The organism is Rhodococcus sp. 06-235-1A (assembly GCF_002258785.1).
GTDB lineage: Bacteria > Actinomycetota > Actinomycetes > Mycobacteriales > Mycobacteriaceae > Rhodococcoides.
Genome location: NZ_NOYI01000021.1, coordinates 301,693 through 319,726 on the forward strand (window position 1 = coordinate 301,693; position 18,034 = coordinate 319,726).

Annotated in this window: 16 protein-coding genes and 1 tRNA gene; 6 read left to right on the plus strand and 11 right to left on the minus strand. The window is 64.8% G+C overall.

The genetic code is table 11. The annotated features are described in order from the left end of the window. Nucleotides 1-3: 3 nt before the first annotated feature. On the minus strand, nucleotides 4-855 hold the full coding sequence (locus tag CH275_RS20530; RefSeq protein ID WP_094680311.1) for a helix-turn-helix transcriptional regulator: 852 nt from the start codon (nucleotides 853-855) through the stop codon (nucleotides 4-6). Nucleotides 856-956: 101 nt separating this feature from the next. Between CH275_RS20530 and CH275_RS20535 the strand changes: the two genes are divergently transcribed. Further along, nucleotides 957-1,952, plus strand: a complete 996-nt coding sequence (locus tag CH275_RS20535; RefSeq protein WP_094680312.1) for an aldo/keto reductase — start codon at nucleotides 957-959, stop codon at nucleotides 1,950-1,952. 9 nt (nucleotides 1,953-1,961) lie between these two features. Here the strand turns inward: CH275_RS20535 and CH275_RS20540 are convergent, their stop codons facing one another. Then, complete coding sequence (locus CH275_RS20540) at nucleotides 1,962-2,357, minus strand: RidA family protein (protein WP_094680090.1); 396 nt, start codon at nucleotides 2,355-2,357, stop codon at nucleotides 1,962-1,964. A 95-nt stretch (nucleotides 2,358-2,452) separates the two neighbouring features. Between CH275_RS20540 and CH275_RS20545 the strand changes: the two genes are divergently transcribed. After that, nucleotides 2,453-3,463, plus strand: a complete 1,011-nt coding sequence (locus CH275_RS20545; RefSeq protein WP_094680091.1) for a helix-turn-helix transcriptional regulator — start codon at nucleotides 2,453-2,455, stop codon at nucleotides 3,461-3,463. Here the strand turns inward: CH275_RS20545 and CH275_RS20550 are convergent. The 8 genes from CH275_RS20550 to CH275_RS20585 all read right to left on the minus strand — a co-directional run bounded on the left by CH275_RS20550 (nucleotide 3,427) and on the right by CH275_RS20585 (nucleotide 10,872). Further along, nucleotides 3,427-4,806 carry an ABC transporter permease gene (locus tag CH275_RS20550; protein ID WP_094680092.1) on the minus strand — a complete coding sequence of 460 codons (1,380 nt, stop codon included), beginning with the start codon at nucleotides 4,804-4,806 and terminating at the stop codon, nucleotides 3,427-3,429. The two genes, CH275_RS20545 and CH275_RS20550, sit on opposite strands and share 37 nt — an antisense overlap. Next, entirely contained in the window at nucleotides 4,803-5,555 is a 753-nt protein-coding gene (locus CH275_RS20555; protein ID WP_094680093.1) for an ABC transporter ATP-binding protein, read from the minus strand. The genes CH275_RS20550 and CH275_RS20555 overlap by 4 nt, the downstream gene beginning before the upstream one ends. Before the next feature lie 81 nt (nucleotides 5,556-5,636). Further along, nucleotides 5,637-6,299, minus strand: a complete 663-nt coding sequence (locus tag CH275_RS20560) for a response regulator (protein ID WP_179276252.1) — start codon at nucleotides 6,297-6,299, stop codon at nucleotides 5,637-5,639. After that, nucleotides 6,296-7,492, minus strand: coding sequence for a sensor histidine kinase (locus CH275_RS20565; protein WP_094680094.1), 1,197 nt, complete (start codon nucleotides 7,490-7,492; stop codon nucleotides 6,296-6,298). The genes CH275_RS20560 and CH275_RS20565 overlap by 4 nt, the downstream gene beginning before the upstream one ends. An 18-nt stretch (nucleotides 7,493-7,510) precedes the next feature. Continuing rightward, on the minus strand, nucleotides 7,511-8,137 hold the full coding sequence (locus CH275_RS20570) for a hypothetical protein (RefSeq protein WP_256991132.1): 627 nt from the start codon (nucleotides 8,135-8,137) through the stop codon (nucleotides 7,511-7,513). 147 nt (nucleotides 8,138-8,284) lie between these two features. After that, the gene (locus tag CH275_RS20575) at nucleotides 8,285-9,268 is read right to left on the minus strand and encodes a ribose-phosphate diphosphokinase (RefSeq protein WP_094680095.1); all 984 of its coding nucleotides are present in this window, start codon (nucleotides 9,266-9,268) and stop codon (nucleotides 8,285-8,287) included. Further along, entirely contained in the window at nucleotides 9,265-10,749 is a 1,485-nt protein-coding gene (glmU, locus tag CH275_RS20580) for a bifunctional UDP-N-acetylglucosamine diphosphorylase/glucosamine-1-phosphate N-acetyltransferase GlmU (protein WP_094680096.1), read from the minus strand. Before glmU ends, CH275_RS20575 begins: the two co-directional genes overlap by 4 nt. 52 nt (nucleotides 10,750-10,801) lie before the next feature. Continuing rightward, a tRNA-Gln gene (locus CH275_RS20585) sits at nucleotides 10,802-10,872 on the minus strand. Between the two features lie 291 nt (nucleotides 10,873-11,163). Here CH275_RS20585 and CH275_RS20590 point away from each other — a divergent pair. After that, nucleotides 11,164-11,802 (plus strand): TetR/AcrR family transcriptional regulator, encoded by a 639-nt coding sequence (locus tag CH275_RS20590; RefSeq protein ID WP_094680315.1) that lies wholly within the window; start codon nucleotides 11,164-11,166, stop codon nucleotides 11,800-11,802. Nucleotides 11,803-11,991: 189 nt separating this feature from the next. Beyond that, a complete protein-coding gene (locus CH275_RS20595) occupies nucleotides 11,992-12,636 on the plus strand; it encodes a ScbR family autoregulator-binding transcription factor (RefSeq protein WP_032377254.1) in 645 nt (214 codons plus the stop codon). 1 nt (nucleotide 12,637) lies between these two features. Here the strand turns inward: CH275_RS20595 and CH275_RS20600 are convergent, their stop codons facing one another. Further along, nucleotides 12,638-13,615, minus strand: a complete 978-nt coding sequence (locus CH275_RS20600; protein WP_094680097.1) for an alpha/beta fold hydrolase — start codon at nucleotides 13,613-13,615, stop codon at nucleotides 12,638-12,640. A 55-nt stretch (nucleotides 13,616-13,670) separates the two neighbouring features. On the opposite strand from CH275_RS20600, the gene CH275_RS20605 reads away from it, so the two are divergent. Continuing rightward, nucleotides 13,671-14,240 carry a TetR/AcrR family transcriptional regulator gene (locus tag CH275_RS20605; protein WP_094680098.1) on the plus strand — a complete coding sequence of 190 codons (570 nt, stop codon included), beginning with the start codon at nucleotides 13,671-13,673 and terminating at the stop codon, nucleotides 14,238-14,240. Nucleotides 14,241-14,455: 215 nt separating this feature from the next. After that, on the plus strand, nucleotides 14,456-18,034 hold the full coding sequence (gene mfd, locus CH275_RS20610) for a transcription-repair coupling factor (RefSeq protein WP_256991158.1): 3,579 nt from the start codon (nucleotides 14,456-14,458) through the stop codon (nucleotides 18,032-18,034).

Consider the following 18,034-nt stretch of genomic DNA (forward strand, 5'->3'; position numbering starts at 1 on the left):
CGACTACTCGGAGGCAGTGACGCCCAGGTGCTGAGTACCGATGACGCCCAGCAGATTCAATTTCTCGCGGGCATCGGTTCCCGGCTGCGGCGAATAGACCAGGAGATGTTGCCCCTCCTTCTGGGTCACGAGGGTCTCGCAGTGGACGGCGATCACGCCGAGTTCGGGGTGCACGAATCGCTTGGACGCCGACGTCTTGTATGCGACTCGGTGCTCGCTCCAAATCGTCTCGAACTCGGTACTGGCGGCGCGTAGACGCTCGACCAGTACCGCGACCTCAGGATCGCCTGCTCGCCTGGCCGACACTGCTCGGAGATCGGCTACGTGTTTGTGGCCCATCCGATCCCAGTCCGCAGGTACGAAGTTCCGGCGCGTGCCGGGATCGGTGAACCATCGCCACACCACGTACTTGTCGAGCCCGGTGTACCTGCGCGGGTCCTCGGCCAGCGCGAGGTACATCGCGTTGTGCGCGACGATCTCACCGAGGTCTGTCACGACGCAGGCCGGCGTGTCGTCGAGCTTGGTCAGCAGATGCATCAGGCCGGGCCCGACGTGCTTGTCCGCGCCGACACGAGTGGGCGGTGCCTGGCCGGCGAGGATGAAGAGATGGTCGCGCTCGTCGTCGTCCAATCTCAGCGCGCGGGCGAGCGAACCGAGAATCTGCGTGGACGGATGCGGTCCGCGCCGCTGCTCGAGGCGGGTGTAGTAATCGGTGGACATCCCGGCCAGCAGTGCCACTTCGTCGCGGCGGAGCCCGGGTGTGCGGCGTCGCGGACCCGGTGAGACACCGACGTCCTCGGGCGTCAGCAGCGCCCGACGTCGTCGGAGGAAGTCGGCCAGTTCGTCACGTTCCACTCGGTCAGTGTGCGCCGAATCGCCGACTCGAACCAGGGATCGGCAGTCCTCCGACAACTGCTCTCTGCCGCAATTCTCGTCGAGAGCACACAGTGGACTACATGAACAGAACACAACTGGGAAAGTCCGGACCCACCGTCTCGCGTATCGGCCTCGGCGCGATGGGTATGTCCGGTGCATACGGCAAATCCAGCGACGACGAATCGATCCGCACCATCCACGCCGCGATCGACGGCGGCGTCGACCTGGTCGATACAGGGGACTTCTACGGTGCCGGCCACAACGAAATGCTCATCGGTCGGGCATTGAATGAGCGCAACCGCGACGAGGTAGTGCTGTCGGTGAAGTTCGGCGCACTCCGAGGACCCGACGGAAGCTGGCTCGGATTCGACGGCAGGCCGAACGCCGTCAAGAGCTCACTGGGCTACACACTCGCACGGCTCGGCGTCGATCACATCGACATCTACCGGCCCGCCCGACTGGATCCACAGGTGCCGATCGAGGACACCGTCGGTGCCATAGCCGAGATGGTGGACGCGGGATACGTGCGGCACATCGGCTTGTCCGAGATCGGAAGTGCGACACTGCGTCGTGCCGCGGCGGTGCACCCGATCAGCGACCTGCAGATCGAATACTCCATCGTCTCGCGCGGCATCGAGGCAGACATCCTCGATACCGTGCGAGACCTCGGCGTCGGAATCACGGCGTACGGCGTGCTCTCACGTGGGCTGCTGAGCGACACGTTCCGCGCGCCCACCGCGCTGGCCGCCAATGACTTTCGGGCGCACAGTCCCCGATTTCAGGGGGAGAATCTCACCCGCAACGTCGAACTCGTCGAGATGCTCGCGGTCATTGCCGAGGAGCGTGGAATCAGCGTGGCGCAGCTGGCCATCGCCTGGGCACTCTCTCGTGGTGACGACATCGTGCCCGTCGTCGGCGCACGAACCGTCGAGCGATTGACGGAAACCATTGCTGCATCGGAAATCTCGTTGACCCCCGACGAGGTGGCGCGGATCGAGAATGCCGTGCCGAAAGATGCGGTAGCGGGCGAGCGCTACGCCGGGGCACAGATGGCGCAACTCGACAGCGAAGCCTGAGCAGCGGCGTCAGCCCACGGCGATGGCGTCGATCTCGATCATCTGACCCGGGATTGCCAACCTGGACACCCCCAGCATCGTCATGGTCGGCGCAACTCCTGCTGCTCCCAGTCTCGCCATGAGTACGCCGTAGTGCTGGAACAAGAGTTCGACGTCGGTGGTGTACACACCCAGCCTCACCACGTTCGAAATCGTCATCTCGGCCCCGGCCAGCACTGCGTCCAGATTGTCGAGACTCAGCGTCAGCTGCGCTTCCATGTCTCCCTCGTGCACGGGCGCGCCGTCGCCGTTCGTCGCGGTCTGCCCGGAGCAGTAGAGAGTCCTGGTGTGTCCGGTGACCAGTTCGCCCTGGTGAAAGCCCAGAGCGACCGACCAGTTCACCGGGTCGACTGCACTTCTTTCCATCTTTCGTCTCCGTCTCGCTCGTTTCCGTTCGGTACGAAGCAAGATTGACAGCAATACACGACACCCTCTGTCGTGTATTTCGGTACCGTCCTCGCATGCGTGCGGACAGGTTGGTCTCGCTGGTGCTTCTGTTGCGCCAGCGCGGCCGAATGACGGCCGACACTCTCGCCGTCGAACTGGAAGTGTCGACTCGTACCGTGCTCCGCGACATCGATGCTCTGTCGACGGCAGGCGTCCCTGTCTACGCCGAACGCGGCAGGCTGGGAGGGTTCGCGCTACTGCCCGGTTTCAAGACCGAATTTCCGGGCCTCAACCACGATGAAACCCTGTCGCTACTGGCCGCGGTGGGATCGAACGGCGGAGATCACGCGCTCGGCCTCGGATCCGGTGTGGTGTCAGCACTCCGAAAGGTGATGGACGCGTTGCCCGACGGCCATCACGACACCGCGCGTACAGCCGCTCGCCGGCTACTGATCGAGCCGGAGACAGACCTTCTGTCTCGGCGCACGGTCACCGAGAAGATCCCCGCCGCGGTCATGGCTTCCGTTCGCAGGGCTGTGCTCGACGGGAAGAGGCTTCGAATCCTCTACGCGCCGAAGGATCGAGAGGCGCAGTGGCGCACGGTGGATCCTGTCGGCTTGGTCGCAGTGCGAAGCCGGAGCTACCTGCTGGCGACCCGAGACGGTGAAGACCGCACCTACCGACTCTCGCGGGTGCAGGACGCCGAGGTGCTTCTCGAGCCGGCCCAGCGGCCGGACAGCGTGCATCTCGACCGGATGTGGCACGAGCGCAGTACCCGATTCAGGAACGGAGGCGACCCTCTGACGGTGTCGGCGCTCATCGACACGAGACGCCGGAAAGAACTGGTAGACACCGCATTGACCGTCACCGACGAGGATCTCGACGGTGACGGTCGGTTGCGGATGAACCTGACCTTCCAGGATGCGCGGCATGCAGAGTGGGCTCTGTGGCAACTCGGTACCGACGCGGAAGTCATAGGGCCGCAGTCGTTGCGCGATGGTCTGTACCGCCGGGCCCTGGCAATCGCCGAGCGCTACGGACCTCGAGATCAGACGTCCGCCAAGGCGAGTACCGGCGAGATCTGATTGGCACGTCGCGCCGGGGTCAACGAGGCCCCGAGTGCGAGGAGTCCACCGCACAGCACCGTTCCGGCGATGACCGCCCACGGCAGGGTGGGCGCGGTGAGCCCGCGAGAATCCAGGGAACCCAGCAGTGATTGTGCTGCGGCCCAGCCGTAGACGATGCCGAGGATCAGCCCGAAGCCCATCGATGCGACCACCATCTGAGTGCTTTCCGAGACGATCATCGCTCGAATCTGCTTGCGGGTGAATCCGAGTGCGCGGAGCAATCCGATTTCGCGGGTGCGCTGAAGGATGCTCAGCAGCAGGTTGTTCACCATCCCGACCGCCGCGATGACCGCGGAGAAGCCGATGAGTCCGGTCATGATTCCTACTGTCACAGTGAGCACTTGGCCGACCGTGGCCTCGTCGTATTCGTCGACGAGCATCGACCGGTAGCTGTACATCGCGACCGCGAACGTCGTCACCAACGTCACCCCGATCAACAGTCCCACCGCGGTACGGGTACTGCGATCCGGATAGCGGATGGCGTTGGCGGACGCCAATCGGGCAGCGGGTCCACGGCCGGACAGCCTGCCGACCAGTTTCAGTGTCGCGGGCACGATGCGGTAGGCCCCGACCATGATTCCGGTGAACGACGCGACACCACCGAGGAAGGCCACCAGAACCCCGCCCGGGTTGACCATCCCGATCAGGACTCCGAGCCCCAGCAGAGCCACGCCGCCTGCGATGAGCACGATCGAGAGCGCGGTCCTGATCCGACGCGACCGCGGAGCCTCCACGCCCGTGTCGACGGCACCTCCGGTTGCCTGAACGGGAGTGACGTCCAGAACCTTTCGAGACCCCACATACGACGCGACAGTCGTCGTCAGCACCACGATCACGACCGGAAGAATCACCAGCGGTTGAACGGATGTGTACTGCACATCCGGCAACTGACCGGCCGAGACCGCAACGGCCCGCGCCAGGTGACTCGCGCCGACGCCGAGGACCATACCGACTGCGCCACCGAACAATCCGACGACAAGGCCCTCGCGTGCTACCGATCGGCGCAGGTCACGAGAGCGGGCTCCCAACAGACGAAGTAGTGCGATGGTGCGGGTGCGCCCCGCGACGATCGTCGCGAACGTGTTCGAGGTGACCACTGCCGCGACGTACAACGCCAAGCCGATGAACACCAACGCCACGCTGTACAGCGCGGTGACGGCAGCACCGTCGGTGTCCCCGAAGATATCGACCAGAAACGCGGTCGCCTGAATCAGCACTACACCGAAGAACGATGCCAGCGACGTCACCAGAATGCTGGCACCGTGCTCTTTCGACGCCCTCGCTGAAGTCAACCCACTCATCGGACGCTCTCCATTCCCAGCATGTAGCTCGAAATCTGTTCCGCGCTCGAACGGCCCAGTTCGTCGACGATGCGTCCGTCGGCGAGGAATACGATGCGATCGGCGTAACTGGCCGCGATGGGATCGTGGGTGACCATGACGATCGACTGGCCGTACTCGCGTACCGCCGCGGCGAGGAGCCCGAGAACCTCACGGCCGGTACGGGAATCGAGGTTGCCGGTCGGCTCGTCGGCGAAGATCAGATGTGGCCGGGTGCCCAGCGCGCGGGCGATGGCAACGCGCTGCTGCTGCCCACCCGAGAGCTGATGCGGGCGGTGGTTCACCCGCTCCTGCAATCCCAGTGTGTCGATGAGCTGCTCGATCCAGGCCGTTTCCTGCGCTGTGGGCGCGCGGCCGTCGAGCTCGAAGGGCAACAGGATATTGCCCCGAACATCGAGAGTGGGAACAAGATTGAAGGACTGAAAGATGAAGCCGACCTGCTTGCGTCGCAACGTCGTCAGAGCGTCGTCGTTCGCCGAGGTGATGTCTGCGCCGGCCAGCATCAGATGGCCTGCGCTGGCATTGTCCAACCCGGCCATGACGTGCATGAGCGTCGACTTGCCGGAGCCGGACGGCCCCATGATGGCGGTGAACTGACCGCCGTGAATGTCGAGGGACACGTTGTCGAGCGCGCTCACCGGATTGGACGAGTCGCCGAAATACTTACTGACCTGGAATGCCCGGGCGACCGGGGGGAGCGTTGTTGTCATGCCCACAACGCTATGAATCGAACGGCCCCGAGTAATCAGGCTCGAGTCTTCGCGTCGTACATCTGCAGGATGACTTCGGTGTCAGTCTCCGGTGAGTCCGTGCTCGAACGCATAGACCACCAACTGCACCCGATCACGCAGGTGCAGCTTGGCGAATATGCGGCTGATGTGCGTCTTCACCGTCGCCTCGCTCAGGTACTCCAGCTCGGCGATCTCCGAGTTGGACAACCCGCGGGCAGTGAGCCGGAAGAGCTCCTTCTCCCGCGCAGTGAGAGTGGCGAAGGCGTCCGGAACCTTCGGTGCCGCCGGCGTCGGCGTGAAATGAGCCAGCAAACCCGTCGTCGCGGAGGCAGCGATCACCGAATTACCCGCGTGCACCGTACGGATCGCGGCAAGCAGAAATTCCGGATCCGCATCCTTGAGTACGAATCCGCTTGCCCCCGAACGAATTGCCCGTGCAGCACTCTCGTCGAGGTCGAACGTGGTCAGAACCAGGATGCGCGGAGGAGTATCGGAGGCAGCCAGAATCTGCTCGGTCGCGGCGATGCCGTCGAGCACCGGCATCCGGACGTCCATGAGCATCACGTCGGGAGTTGCGGACGCGGCGAGTTCGACGGCTTCTCGCCCGTTGCCCGCCTCGCCGACGAACTCCAGATCGGCCTGCGAGGAGATGAGCATGCGAATGCCCGCCCGGAACAGTTGCTGGTCGTCGACCAGCGCAACTCTGATGCGATCGGTATTCACGTGGTGCCCTTCGTCGAGGGGGTGGTGGCCGGTAACCATGCCGTCACCGTCCATGACGCGTCGTCGCCGGATGCGGAGTACGTGCCACCGGAGAGCCCGGCGCGTTCCTTCATTCCTGCGACTCCGTGACCGGAGGATTCGGGGGCCGAACGCCCGGGGAGCACGCTGTTGCGCACCGTCAGTTCGATGCCGGCAGAATCGGATTCGATGGTCACGGTCACCGGCCGGTCCGGATCACCGTGCCGCAGTGCGTTGGTCAGCGATTCTTGGGCGATGCGATACAACGCCAAGTGCGTTCCGGCACCCAACGAGACCTCGGTGGGGTCGATCGAGGAGTCGATGTTCAATCCGGTGGCACGCATCTGATCGAACAGACGCTCCAGATCGCCTGGGCCCGGGGTCGGTAGATCACCCTGGCTGTGGCGAAGCTGACCCAGCAGGACCCGAACGTCGGACAGAGCTTCGCGGGCGGTGTCGGAGATGGTCGTCAGTGCGGTGTCGACGGCTGCGGGGTCCACGGTGCGCACATAGCGTGCCCCGTCGGCCTGCGCGATCACCACCGCGAGCGAGTGCGCCACGATGTCGTGCATGTCGCGGGCAATTCTGTTGCGCTCCTGCTCGATTGCCACTTCGTGTTCGGCCCGTGCCTGATGCACCTCGGCGAGCTCGCGCGCGTGCGCGGATTCGATGGCGGTGCGCCTGGCGTAGGCGAGCCGGCCCAGAGCCCAGGACAATCCCAGCATGGCCCACAGACCGGCGAGGAGCAGAGCGAACTGCGCGAGTCGCGGCTCCTGGTAGCCCTCTTCCGTGGGCGGACCGAACGGATTGCCGTCCACGTACGCCATGTACAGCGCCGCGATCACTCCGCCGCCGACGGCAGATGCGAGCCCGACGCGTCGAAGCACGCTATCGCCGTAGGCGGCCGAGCAGTACAGAATCGCGAAGATGGCGGTGTCCGCCGAGAGGGGGAGCACTCCGCTGACCATCTGCACGATCGCAAGCACCCAGGCGAGCGCCAACGACCAGCGTGGTGAGCGGCGACGGACGGCCAGGGCTACGCCGAAACCGACCAGAATGCCCGCGCCTGCGGTACCGGAGACTCCGTTGAGAGTGGACGACAGCAACAGTAGAACGAAGACGACGGCATAGGCGATGTCGAGCACCTGCCGGGAGATCGAACGCTTGCGCAGCACTCGATCAGACTACGTGGATCAATTGGTGCGGCGACGAGCCTTCTCGAGTGCGGCCAGCGTCGTCAACACGGTTGTCCGCTGACGCTCCAGGTCCTTCATGCGGGCACGCGCAGGGAGGCCCTGAACGCCGTCGAGCGCGCTGATCTGTTCGTCCACTGCGGTGAGCTGCCCCAGCAACTTCTCCACGCGGGACTGCAGTTCGATGGCGTCGATTCCGGTGACACCGGCCTGCGACTTCTTGGTCGGTGCCTTGGCTGGAGTCGACGACGGCGACGCAGGCGCGTTCACAGCCGCAGCTGCCCTGGGACGCAACGCTTTGCGCACGGCGGCGGGGTCGGGAAGCTTCTCGAGGCGGATCCGGTTGAGAACCTCACGCGCATCGCGAGCGTTGACGCGGAACTCGCGCTCCTCGTCGTCCTCGGACGCGAGCGTTCCCCCCAGGGGTCTCAGGCCGTACATTCCGATGAAGTGCTTGGCCTCGTCGATGACGGCTTCCTTCTCGCGGCACAGTCCGCAGCGCGGCTCGTTCCGGAAGGTTTCGACGCTGTCGGTGCTACCGCACCAGACGCACCCGCCCGGCGTCCACCGAGCAATTCTGACGGTAGTAGTTCCAGCCGGGCCGTTGAGAGAGTGCGCGTCGATCACGACGAGTCATCTTAGGTGACAACGAAACCCGCCCCACACACCCCCGTCTCGCGAGCTGCATATTCCGGTCACGGACGTGACGTAGTTCATGCAGTGCGGACGGAGAGTGGGTGGGGCGGGTTCCGGTCGAGCGAAACAGACCTATTGTTATGCGCTGCCGTTGAAAAGGCTGGTGACCGAACCGTTTTCGAAGACCTCGCGGATGGTGCGGGCCAGCAGCGGTGCGATCGAGAGCTCGGTCAGGGTTGCGAAGCGCTTGTCGTCGCTGATCGGCAGGGTGTTGGTGACGACGACTTCCTTGGCACCGCAGTTGGCGAGGCGTTCGGCGGCCGGGTTGGACAGGACACCGTGGGTCGCGGCGATGACGACGTCGCCCGCGCCTGCTTCCTTGAGAACCTTCACGGCCCCCGCGATGGTCCCGCCGGTGTCGATCATGTCGTCGATGAGAATGCAGGTGCGACCCTCGACCTCGCCGACGACGCGGTTGGACTTGACCTGGTTGGGCACCAGCGGATCACGCGTCTTGTGGATGAAGGCCAGCGGCGCGCCGCCGAAGGAGTCCGCCCACTTCTCGGCGACGCGGACACGGCCCGAGTCGGGGGAGACGACGGTGATGTGTTCGAGGCTGTACTTGCCGCGAATGTGATCGGCGAGCTGGCTGTGCGCGTGCATGTGGTCGACGGGGCCGTCGAAGAAGCCTTGGATCTGATCGGTGTGCAGGTCGACGGTGATGATGCGGTCGGCACCTGCGGTCTTGAGCAGATCTGCAACGAGGCGGGCGGAGATGGGCTCGCGGCCGCGGTGCTTCTTGTCCTGGCGGGCGTACGGGTAGAACGGCAGGATCGCGGTGATGCGCTTGGCCGATCCACGCTTGAGAGCGTCGATCATGATGAGCTGTTCCATCAGCCACGTGTTGAGCGGGAACGGGTGCGACTGCAGCACGAATGCGTCCGAGCCGCGGACCGACTCCTCGAAGCGAACGAAGATCTCGCCGTTGGCGAAGTCACGTGCCGTCTGCGGGGTGACGTCGATTCCGAGTTCCTTGGCGACCTGCTCGGCCAACTCCGGATGTGCTCGACCAGAAAACAACATCAGGTTCTTCTGGTTGTCGATCCAATTAGGGGTGGTCACTGCTCTTCGCCGTCCTTTTGTTCGTACGCGTGTGCCGACTCGGCTGCCCGAGCACGTGCCGCAGCGTCTGCTGATGCCGTGCCGGGACGCTTTTCTTCGACCCAGCCATCGATGTTGCGCTGGGAACCGGCGGAGACGGCGAGCGCCCCCGGCGGTACATCGTTGCGGAGCACTGTGCCGGCTCCGGTGTAGGCACCGTCGCCCACTCGAACGGGGGCCACGAACATGTTGTCCGAGCCCGTCCTGACGTGTGAACCCACGACTGTCCGACTCTTGTTCACGCCGTCGTAGTTCACGAAGACGCTCGAGGCACCGATATTGGAGTGATCACCGATCGTCGCGTCACCGACGTAGGTCAGATGGGGGACTTTGGAGTGATCGCCGATGGTCGAGTTCTTCGTCTCCACGAACGTGCCGATTTTGGAGCCGACACCGATTCGGGAACCCGGACGAAGGTAGGCGAAGGGCCCGACCGTGGCGTCCGGTCCGATCACGGCCTGCTCGGCGTGCGTGCGGACCACCGACGCGCGCTCCCCGATCTCGACATCACGCAGGGTCGAATCCGGCCCGACGATCGCGTCGTCGGCGATGTGGGTCTTGCCGTGCAACTGGACACCGGGTTCGAGGCGGACGTCGGCACCCAACGTGACGTCGATGTCGATCCAGGTGGTCGACGGGTCCACCACGGTGACGCCGGCCCGCATGTGCCGCTCGATGATGTGCCGATTGAGTACCGACGTGACGTGCGCCAACTGCACGCGATCGTTGACGCCCACCACCAGGTCGGGATCGGCCAGCTGGGTGCCGTACACGGCCTTGCCGTCGGCCTTGCTGATCTTGACGACATCGGTCAGGTACAGCTCGTGCTGGGCGTTCGCGGTGCTGAGTTTGCCGAGCGCGGTGCGCAGGGCAACAGCATCGAACGCGTAGACGCCGGAGTTGACCTCACCGATCAGCACCTGAGCGGGAGTGGCGTCGGCGTGTTCGACGATCTCGGCCACTTCGCCGTCGTCGGTGCGCACGATGCGGCCGTAGCCGTTGGCGTCGTCCGGGAGAAAGGTCAGAACCGTCGCGGCAGCAGGACGGGGAGCGCTCAGATGCTCGTCGAGCAAGGCTTTGAGAGTGTGGCCGTCGAGCAGTGGGACATCTGCCGCGGTGACAAGGATGGTGCCCTCGAAATCGTCCGGCAACGCCGCCAAGCCACATTGCACCGCATGCCCGGTTCCCAATTGCTGGTCCTGGACGGCGGTATGGATGGTGCGACCCAAGGTGGCGGCGAGGTCCTGGACGGCGTCGGTCACTCGTGCGCGATCGTGCCCGACGACGGTCACCAGGTGGTCGGGACCGAGATCACCGGCCGCGTGGAGAGCGTGCGCGAGCATCGTGCGGCCGGCCAGGGGGTGCAGAACTTTCGGGGTCTTCGACCGCATTCGGGTACCTGCACCCGCAGCGAGAACGACCACGGCGGTCTGCACAGGCATTGAGCTCCTCAGGCGGTAACGCGAAGACGGTATGCACGAATGATGTTGCTCGCTCCGCCGCCAGGACTCGAACCTGAACTATCTGAACCAAAATCAGAGGTGCTGCCATTACACCACGGCGGATAATCGGCCAGTGGTTTCGTCAGTGGCCCTACGAACCGAACGACGCATTCGTGACGCCACTGCACTCCCACCGAGCGCAACGATCCTCGCATGAGAGGTAGTGGTGAGTCGAACCGCGATATATAACAGACCGGCTGGGTCGTTTTAATGCGCTCCGGCTCCTGTCCATCCTGGTCGTTCCTGCAGGCTCCACTCCCGCTACCCGAACCGGATGGATCGGGCATCGCTAGGGTGAAGGAGACGTCGATTCCGACGTCGGAACGCAGTCGGTCGGCTACGGAAGCGGTTTTCATGTCAGGCGCAGCCTCGGAGCAAGAACGCTCACCCCGGGTTCGGATGACCGGAACCCAACGGCGCGAGCAGTTGATCGAGGTGGGGCGGACGCTGTTCGCCGAACGCGGCTACGAGGCCGCGTCGGTCGAGGAGATCGCCGGACGCGCCAATGTGTCCAAGCCGGTCGTCTACGAACATTTCGGCGGTAAAGAAGGCCTCTATGCCGTCATTGTCGATCGTGAGATGTCGACGCTGCTCGGCATGATCACCAAATCGCTCGACCTCAATCGTTCGCGGATTCGCGTCGAGCGTGTCGCTCTGGCACTGCTGACCTACATCGAGGACCGGACCGACGGTTTCCGCATTCTCGTTCGCGATTCCCCGGCGGCTGCCGAAGACGGAAAGTACTCGTCGCTGCTCAACGAGGCCATCGGGCGCGTCGGACACATGCTGGCCGGAGACTTCTCTCGCCGTGGCCTCGACCCGGAGTTCGCGCCGATGTACGCCCAGGCCTTGGTCGGAATGGTGTCGATGACGGCGCAGTGGTGGCTCGATGTGCGCACTCCTTCGAAAGAGGTGGTTGCGGCGCACGTGGTCAACCTGTGTTGGAACGGGCTGACGAATCTGGAGGCGGACCCTCGACTGACCGAGGAATGAGCACACCGTTTCGTCTCTTCGCGGTGAAAGAGGGGGTATCGTCCCCTTTGTCGGCCATGAGAGCTGCGTCACTCACGGCACAGTGCTCAATCGGACCGATGCATGTTGGCATGAGACGTAATGCCACTCAGTGGTACCGTTCGGGCGTAATTTGCGCAGTGTCAGTACAGAATCGCGAAGGCGGATCCTATGGTCAGGCAGGCCCGCGCTGAGATAACCCGCGACACCGTGCTCGCGGGCGCAGCGAATGTATTCCTGCGCCTCGGGTACGCGAACGCGAGTCTCAGCGAGATCATCTCTCAGTCCCAGGTCACCAAAGGCGCTCTGTACTTCCATTTCGGTTCCAAGGAAGAACTGGCGCGCGCGGTCATCGACGAGGGCAACACTCGTCTGACCACTGCCTGCTCGCAGTTCAACGACGGTCGCATTCCCGCACTCGAAGCGGCGATCGGCATTTCCTACATCGTCGTGGACCTTTCTGTCAGCGACCCCATGGTTTCGGCCATGCTCCGGCTGAGCCATCAGATCGGCGATTATCGGGGCACCGAAGGCAATGTCATGGCCGGGTGGAGCGAGTCCTTCGACAGGCTCGCTGCGAAAGCCATCGCGCAGGGCGACATCGACCCCAATTCGGACTCGCGCACCATCGGTTCGCTCGTACTCGAAATCCTCACCGGCGTACACATGGTTGCGGTCGCCACCTCCACCACCGAGGAATTGCCCTCCCGGATGGAGCGGCTCTGGTACTACCTGCTGCCCGCATTGGTGCCCGCCAACAAACTGGACTACTTCCGCGAGTTCGCAGCGCGTCGCGTCATTCGCTTCGGTCCGTAACTCACGAGTTTCTGGCAACGAAGTCCGCGATGTCGTCTCGGAGTCGATCCGGGTATTCGCCGTTGATCGCATGAGAGGCGTCGGGATAGAGGCGCACGGTCCCGTTCCGAAGCGCCTCCACGGCCGTGGCGACGGCGTCGGTGGCGTCGTGCATCACAGACCTTCCTGCGATGACGGCCAATACCGGCATACCGAGCGTCCCGAGTTGTTCCTCGGTGATGCGTGTCGGTTGCGGCAGCTTCAGTGAGTAGCCCTGCATCCCGGCTTCGATCATGTCTGCGATGGGAACGTCCTGCACCTCTGCGCCGCCGGCTGTGTAGGAGTTGAAGCCGTCCCGCCAGGATTTCGGGAGCCACGGCACGGCGGCGGGTAGGGCGCGGATCGCGGTGCCCCACGGAATGTCGGCGAATACCCGAGCCGGGTCGATCAGCGTGAGAGTGGCGATGTGTGCGCTCTGGTGCAGCGCCAGATTAGCCGCGGTCCACCCGCCGATCGACAGGCCGACGAGATGGACCCGGCCGGTGGGTAGAGCATCGAGGGTCTGATCGAGCCAGGTGGCCTGGTCCTCGTCACTGGAGATCGGGCGTTCCTGGATGCTGCGTCCGGGTTCGCCGAGCAGGTCGACGGTGTAGACGTCACCGATCGTCAGCAGGCCGGGCAGGTTGGCTGCCCACACCGGCGTGGCAGAGGACCGGCCCGGCAGCAGAAACAGTGGGGTGGACGTTCCGGTGCCCTCGAACCGGTACACGCGGACGATGCCGTAGTCGGTTCTGATGTCGAGGGTCTCCGCCGGGTCGGGTAGGTCCTCGAAGGCGCGATCGTATGCGGCGAGGAAGCGGTCCTCGCTCGCCGCGCTGTTCCAATGCCCGACGGGTGACGGTGAGCGGAGCGCGAACGCGACGGCAACGACGCCGATCGTCAACGTGACCCCGACAACGCGTAGGTATCGGCGCTGGACTTTCGTTGGTGAAGCTTCCATGTCACGGCTCCTAACCGATCGGTAAGTAATTCAACCGTACGGTAGGCTGGCGTTCGTGGCAACGAAGGAACCCAGCTTCATCGAGCGCACCCGGCGCGCCCAGTTGATCGATGTGACGATCGATGCGGTCGCCGAGCACGGGTATGCGAAGGTCTCCCTCGCTCGTATCGCGGACAGTGCGGGAATCACCAAAGCTGCTGTGCTGTACCACTTCCGAACGAAGGACGCGGTGGTCGAGGCGGCGTACCGATTCGTTCTCGATGCGCTCGTCGAGGATGTCGCGGCTGCAGTCGGGGCGGTCCGGGCGCAGGACGGGCCACGGGCGTACGTGCGCTCGATGGTCGGCCACCTCCACTCCCATCCCGGGCGTACCCGAATGCTCATCGAGGCGCTGGGCAACTCCGCGCTCGGGCACACCCCGGAGCAGCGGTGGAGGCCGTTGGCCGACCTCATCGACGCGGCCGTCCGTGCGCGTGGGACGTCTGGTGTCGATGCACGCACGCTCGCGGTCATCACGGGCGGCGCGATAGATGCGATCGTCATCGAACGCCTGCACGACCCGCAGTACGACTCGGCGTCGGCCGCCGACTCGCTCGCAGCGATGCTCGACGCGGCTCTGAGCTGACCCCGCGCTCGCCCGCTTGCCGGGTTGCCGGTGTACTCCCATAGACTTGCCCGAGACTGTGCGTGTGCAGCCGTCGCCTCGAATCGCTTGTAGGAGCATTGCTGTTGTCTTCCGATTCTCTGCCAGCCATTTCTCCATCCGGGCCGGCCCCGATCGTTCCCGACGCAGCGCTCCAACTCTCGGGTCTGGCCAGCGTTGCGCTGACGGATTCGTCGATGGTGGCCGTCGCCGACGCGATCGGAACCGCCGAGCACACGCTCATCGGACCGCACTCGGTTCGCCCGTTCGTCGCAGCCGCCATCGCACAGCACACTCAGCTGTTGATCGTCACCGCTACCGGGCGTGAAGCGGACGATCTCACCGACGAACTCCGCCAGATCCTCGGCGGTGGCGTCGTGATGTTCCCGTCGTGGGAGACGCTTCCGCACGAGCGACTCTCGCCGAGCGCCGACACCGTCGGCAAGCGACTGGACGTACTCCGCCGGCTCGCTCGTCCCGGCGACACCGATTACGGCGATCCTCTGCGCGTCATCGTCACCACCGTCCGCTCGCTGGTGCAGCCGATGGCACCCGGTCTCGGCGAGATCGAACCCGTGACCCTGAAGGTCGGGCTCGACATCGACTTCGACGGCTTGATCCACCGACTCGTCGAGTTCGGATACCTACGCGTGGACATGGTCGGCAAGCGCGGTGAGTTCGCCGTCCGCGGCGGAATCCTCGACCTGTTCTCGCCGACGTCAGATCACCCGGTGCGCGTGGAATTCTGGGGCGACGAGATCACCGAGCTCCGCGCGTTCGCGGTCTCCGATCAGCGTTCACTGCCCGATCACGAGGTCGATCTCGTCATCGCTCCGCCGTGCCGCGAGTTGCTCCTCACCCAGGAAGTCCGCGACCGCGCCGCGATACTCGCTGCCGACAATGCGGGCGACACCGCACTGGTCGAGATGCTCGACAAGATCTCCGCGGGAGTCCCCGTGGAGGGTATGGAGGCATTGCTGCCGCTGTTGCAGCCGGGCGAGTTGCAGTTGCTCGCCGACACCCTCCCCGCAGGAACACACGTACTGCTGTGTGACCCCGAGCGAATCCGCACGCGCGCAACCGATCTGGTGCGCACGGGCCAGGAATTCCTCGAAGCATCCTGGACGGCTGCCTCGATCGGCGGAGCAGCGCCGCTGGACACGTCCACCCTCGACACCTCCAGTCTCGAAGGCGCGTCCCTCGATCTCGGGGCCTCGGCGTATCGGTCGCTGCGGCAGGTTCGCGAATCCGCGCAGGTGCACGGCCGCCCGTGGTGGACCATCAGCCCGCTCGCCTCCGGTAACGGCGAGGAAGTCGAACTCGCTGTCGACTCGGTCCCGGAGGTCCGGGGATCCGAAGAGGCTCTCACGGCCCTGTTCGCCACGCTGCGGGCGCACATCGCCACCGGTGGTCGCGCAGTCATCTCCGTCGCCGGTGCCGGCACCGCCACCCGCATCATCGAACGCCTCGCCGAGGCCGAAGTGCCTGCGGCACATCTCGATTCCGGTGCGGTCCCGGTCACGGACGTCGTCAACGTCCTGTGCGGATCGCTGCACGACGGCCTGGTGTTTCCCGACGCGAAACTCGTGGTCGTCACCGAAAGCGATCTGACCGGCAACCGCGTGGCCGCAGCAGGTGAGGGCCGCAAGCTCCCGGCGAAGCGTCGCAATCAGGTCGATCCGCTCGCACTCGTCGCCGGCGACAGCGTCGTGCACGATCAGCACGGAATCGGTCGATTCGTCGAGATGGTCGAACGCACCATCGGCGGTGCCCGGCGCGAATACCTCGTCGTGGAGTACGCGCCCAGCAAGCGGGGCCATCCAGGCGACCGACTCTTCGTCCCGATGGACTCGCTCGATCAGCTCTCGCGTTACGTCGGCGGCGAGCTGCCGTCTCTGAGCAAGCTCGGCGGATCCGACTGGGCCAATACCAAACGCAAGGCGCGCAAGGCAGTTCGCGAGATCGCCGGCGAACTCGTGCAGCTGTACGCCGCTCGCCAGGCAGCGCCCGGGCACGCTTTCGGACCCGACACTCCGTGGCAGCTCGAAATGGAAGATGCGTTCGGCTTCACCGAGACGGTCGACCAGATGACGGCCATCACCGACGTCAAGGCCGACATGGAGAAGGCTGTTCCGATGGACCGCGTCATTCTCGGCGACGTCGGCTACGGCAAGACCGAGATCGCGGTGCGCGCCGCGTTCAAGGCGGTACAGGACGGCAAGCAGGTCGCCGTGCTGGTGCCGACAACGCTTCTGGCGCAACAGCATCTGCAGACCTTCACCGCACGGATGGCGTCGTTCCCGGTGACGGTGAAGGGGCTCTCCCGCTTCACCCACGGCTCCGAATCCAAGGAGGTCATGGCCGGGCTGGCCGACGGTACGGTCGACATCGTCGTCGGTACGCACCGGTTGCTGCAGACCGGCGTCGCTTGGAAGGACCTCGGTCTGGTCATCGTCGACGAGGAGCAGCGCTTCGGCGTCGAGCACAAGGAGCACATCAAGTCGCTCCGAACCCACGTCGACGTGCTGACGATGTCGGCGACGCCGATTCCGCGAACCCTCGAGATGAGCCTCGCCGGAATCCGTGAGATGTCGACCATCCTCACCCCGCCCGAGGAGCGTCACCCGGTACTCACGTACGTCGGGGCATACAACGACAAGCAGGTCGCCGCGGCCATCAGGCGTGAGCTGCTGCGCGACGGCCAGGTGTTCTTCGTGCACAACCGCGTCAGCTCGATCGACAAGGCCGCCAAAAAGATTCGCGATCTGGTTCCCGAGGCGCGGGTGGCGACGGCGCACGGTCAGATGAACGAGGAAACACTCGAGCGCACCGTGCAGGGGTTCTGGCAGCGCGAGACCGACGTGCTGGTGTGCACCACGATCATCGAGACGGGCCTCGACATCTCCAATGCCAACACGCTGATAGTCGAGCGGTCCGATTCGCTCGGCCTGTCGCAGTTGCACCAGCTCCGAGGCCGAGTGGGCCGTAGCCGCGAGCGTGGGTACGCGTACTTCCTGTATCCGCCGGAGAAGCCGCTCACCGAGACCGCCTACGACCGGCTGGCGACCATCTCGCAGAACTCCGATCTCGGTGCCGGCATGGCCGTGGCGATGAAGGACCTCGAAATCCGTGGTGCCGGAAATGTTCTGGGCGCTGAGCAGTCCGGTCACGTCGCAGGCGTCGGATTCGACCTGTACGTGCGGCTCGTCGGCGAAGCGGTCGAGGCGTACCGCGCGGCCGCCGACGGCAAGCCCATCACCACAGACGAGGCACCCAAGGAAGTGCGCATCGACCTACCCGTCGACGCCAATATTCCACCCGACTACGTCACCAGCGATCGGTTGCGTCTCGAGGGTTACCGAAAGCTCGCTGCTGCAGCCGATTCCGCAGGCATCGATGCCGTCATCGACGAACTCGTCGATCGATACGGCCCGTTGCCGGAGGAGGTGGGCCGGCTGGTCTCCATCGCGAAGCTGCGTCTGATCGCCAAGGAGTACGGCTTGACCGACGTCAATGTAGCCGGCACGCAGGTGAAATTGGCTCCGATGGACCTGCCCGATTCCAAGCAGATCCGCCTCAAGCGGCTGTATCCCAGCGCCACCTACCGGGCGACGACCGGAGTGGTGCAGTTGCCACTGCCGCGCGTCGAGGGTGGCGGCGTGGGGGCGGCGCGCGTACGCGACGTCGAATTGGTGCAGTTCATCGCCGATCTCATCCTATCCTTGGACGGGAAGCCATCTCGGTCGGTCTTGTTGGAGCAAACAGTGGGGGTGTAG

Coding starts and splice junctions, on each gene's coding strand:
- mfd (WP_256991158.1), top strand. CDS start 14,456: ATGGTGGCCGTCGCCGACGCGATCGGAACCGCCGAGCACACGCTCATC.
- CH275_RS20545 (WP_094680091.1), top strand. CDS start 2,453: ATGCGTGCGGACAGGTTGGTCTCGCTGGTGCTTCTGTTGCGCCAGCGC.
- CH275_RS20540 (WP_094680090.1), bottom strand. CDS start 2,357: ATGGAAAGAAGTGCAGTCGACCCGGTGAACTGGTCGGTCGCTCTGGGC.
- CH275_RS20555 (WP_094680093.1), bottom strand. CDS start 5,555: ATGACAACAACGCTCCCCCCGGTCGCCCGGGCATTCCAGGTCAGTAAG.
- CH275_RS20550 (WP_094680092.1), bottom strand. CDS start 4,806: ATGAGTGGGTTGACTTCAGCGAGGGCGTCGAAAGAGCACGGTGCCAGC.
- CH275_RS20535 (WP_094680312.1), top strand. CDS start 957: ATGAACAGAACACAACTGGGAAAGTCCGGACCCACCGTCTCGCGTATC.
- glmU (WP_094680096.1), bottom strand. CDS start 10,749: ATGCCTGTGCAGACCGCCGTGGTCGTTCTCGCTGCGGGTGCAGGTACC.
- CH275_RS20590 (WP_094680315.1), top strand. CDS start 11,164: ATGTCAGGCGCAGCCTCGGAGCAAGAACGCTCACCCCGGGTTCGGATG.
- CH275_RS20600 (WP_094680097.1), bottom strand. CDS start 13,615: ATGGAAGCTTCACCAACGAAAGTCCAGCGCCGATACCTACGCGTTGTC.
- CH275_RS20595 (WP_032377254.1), top strand. CDS start 11,992: ATGGTCAGGCAGGCCCGCGCTGAGATAACCCGCGACACCGTGCTCGCG.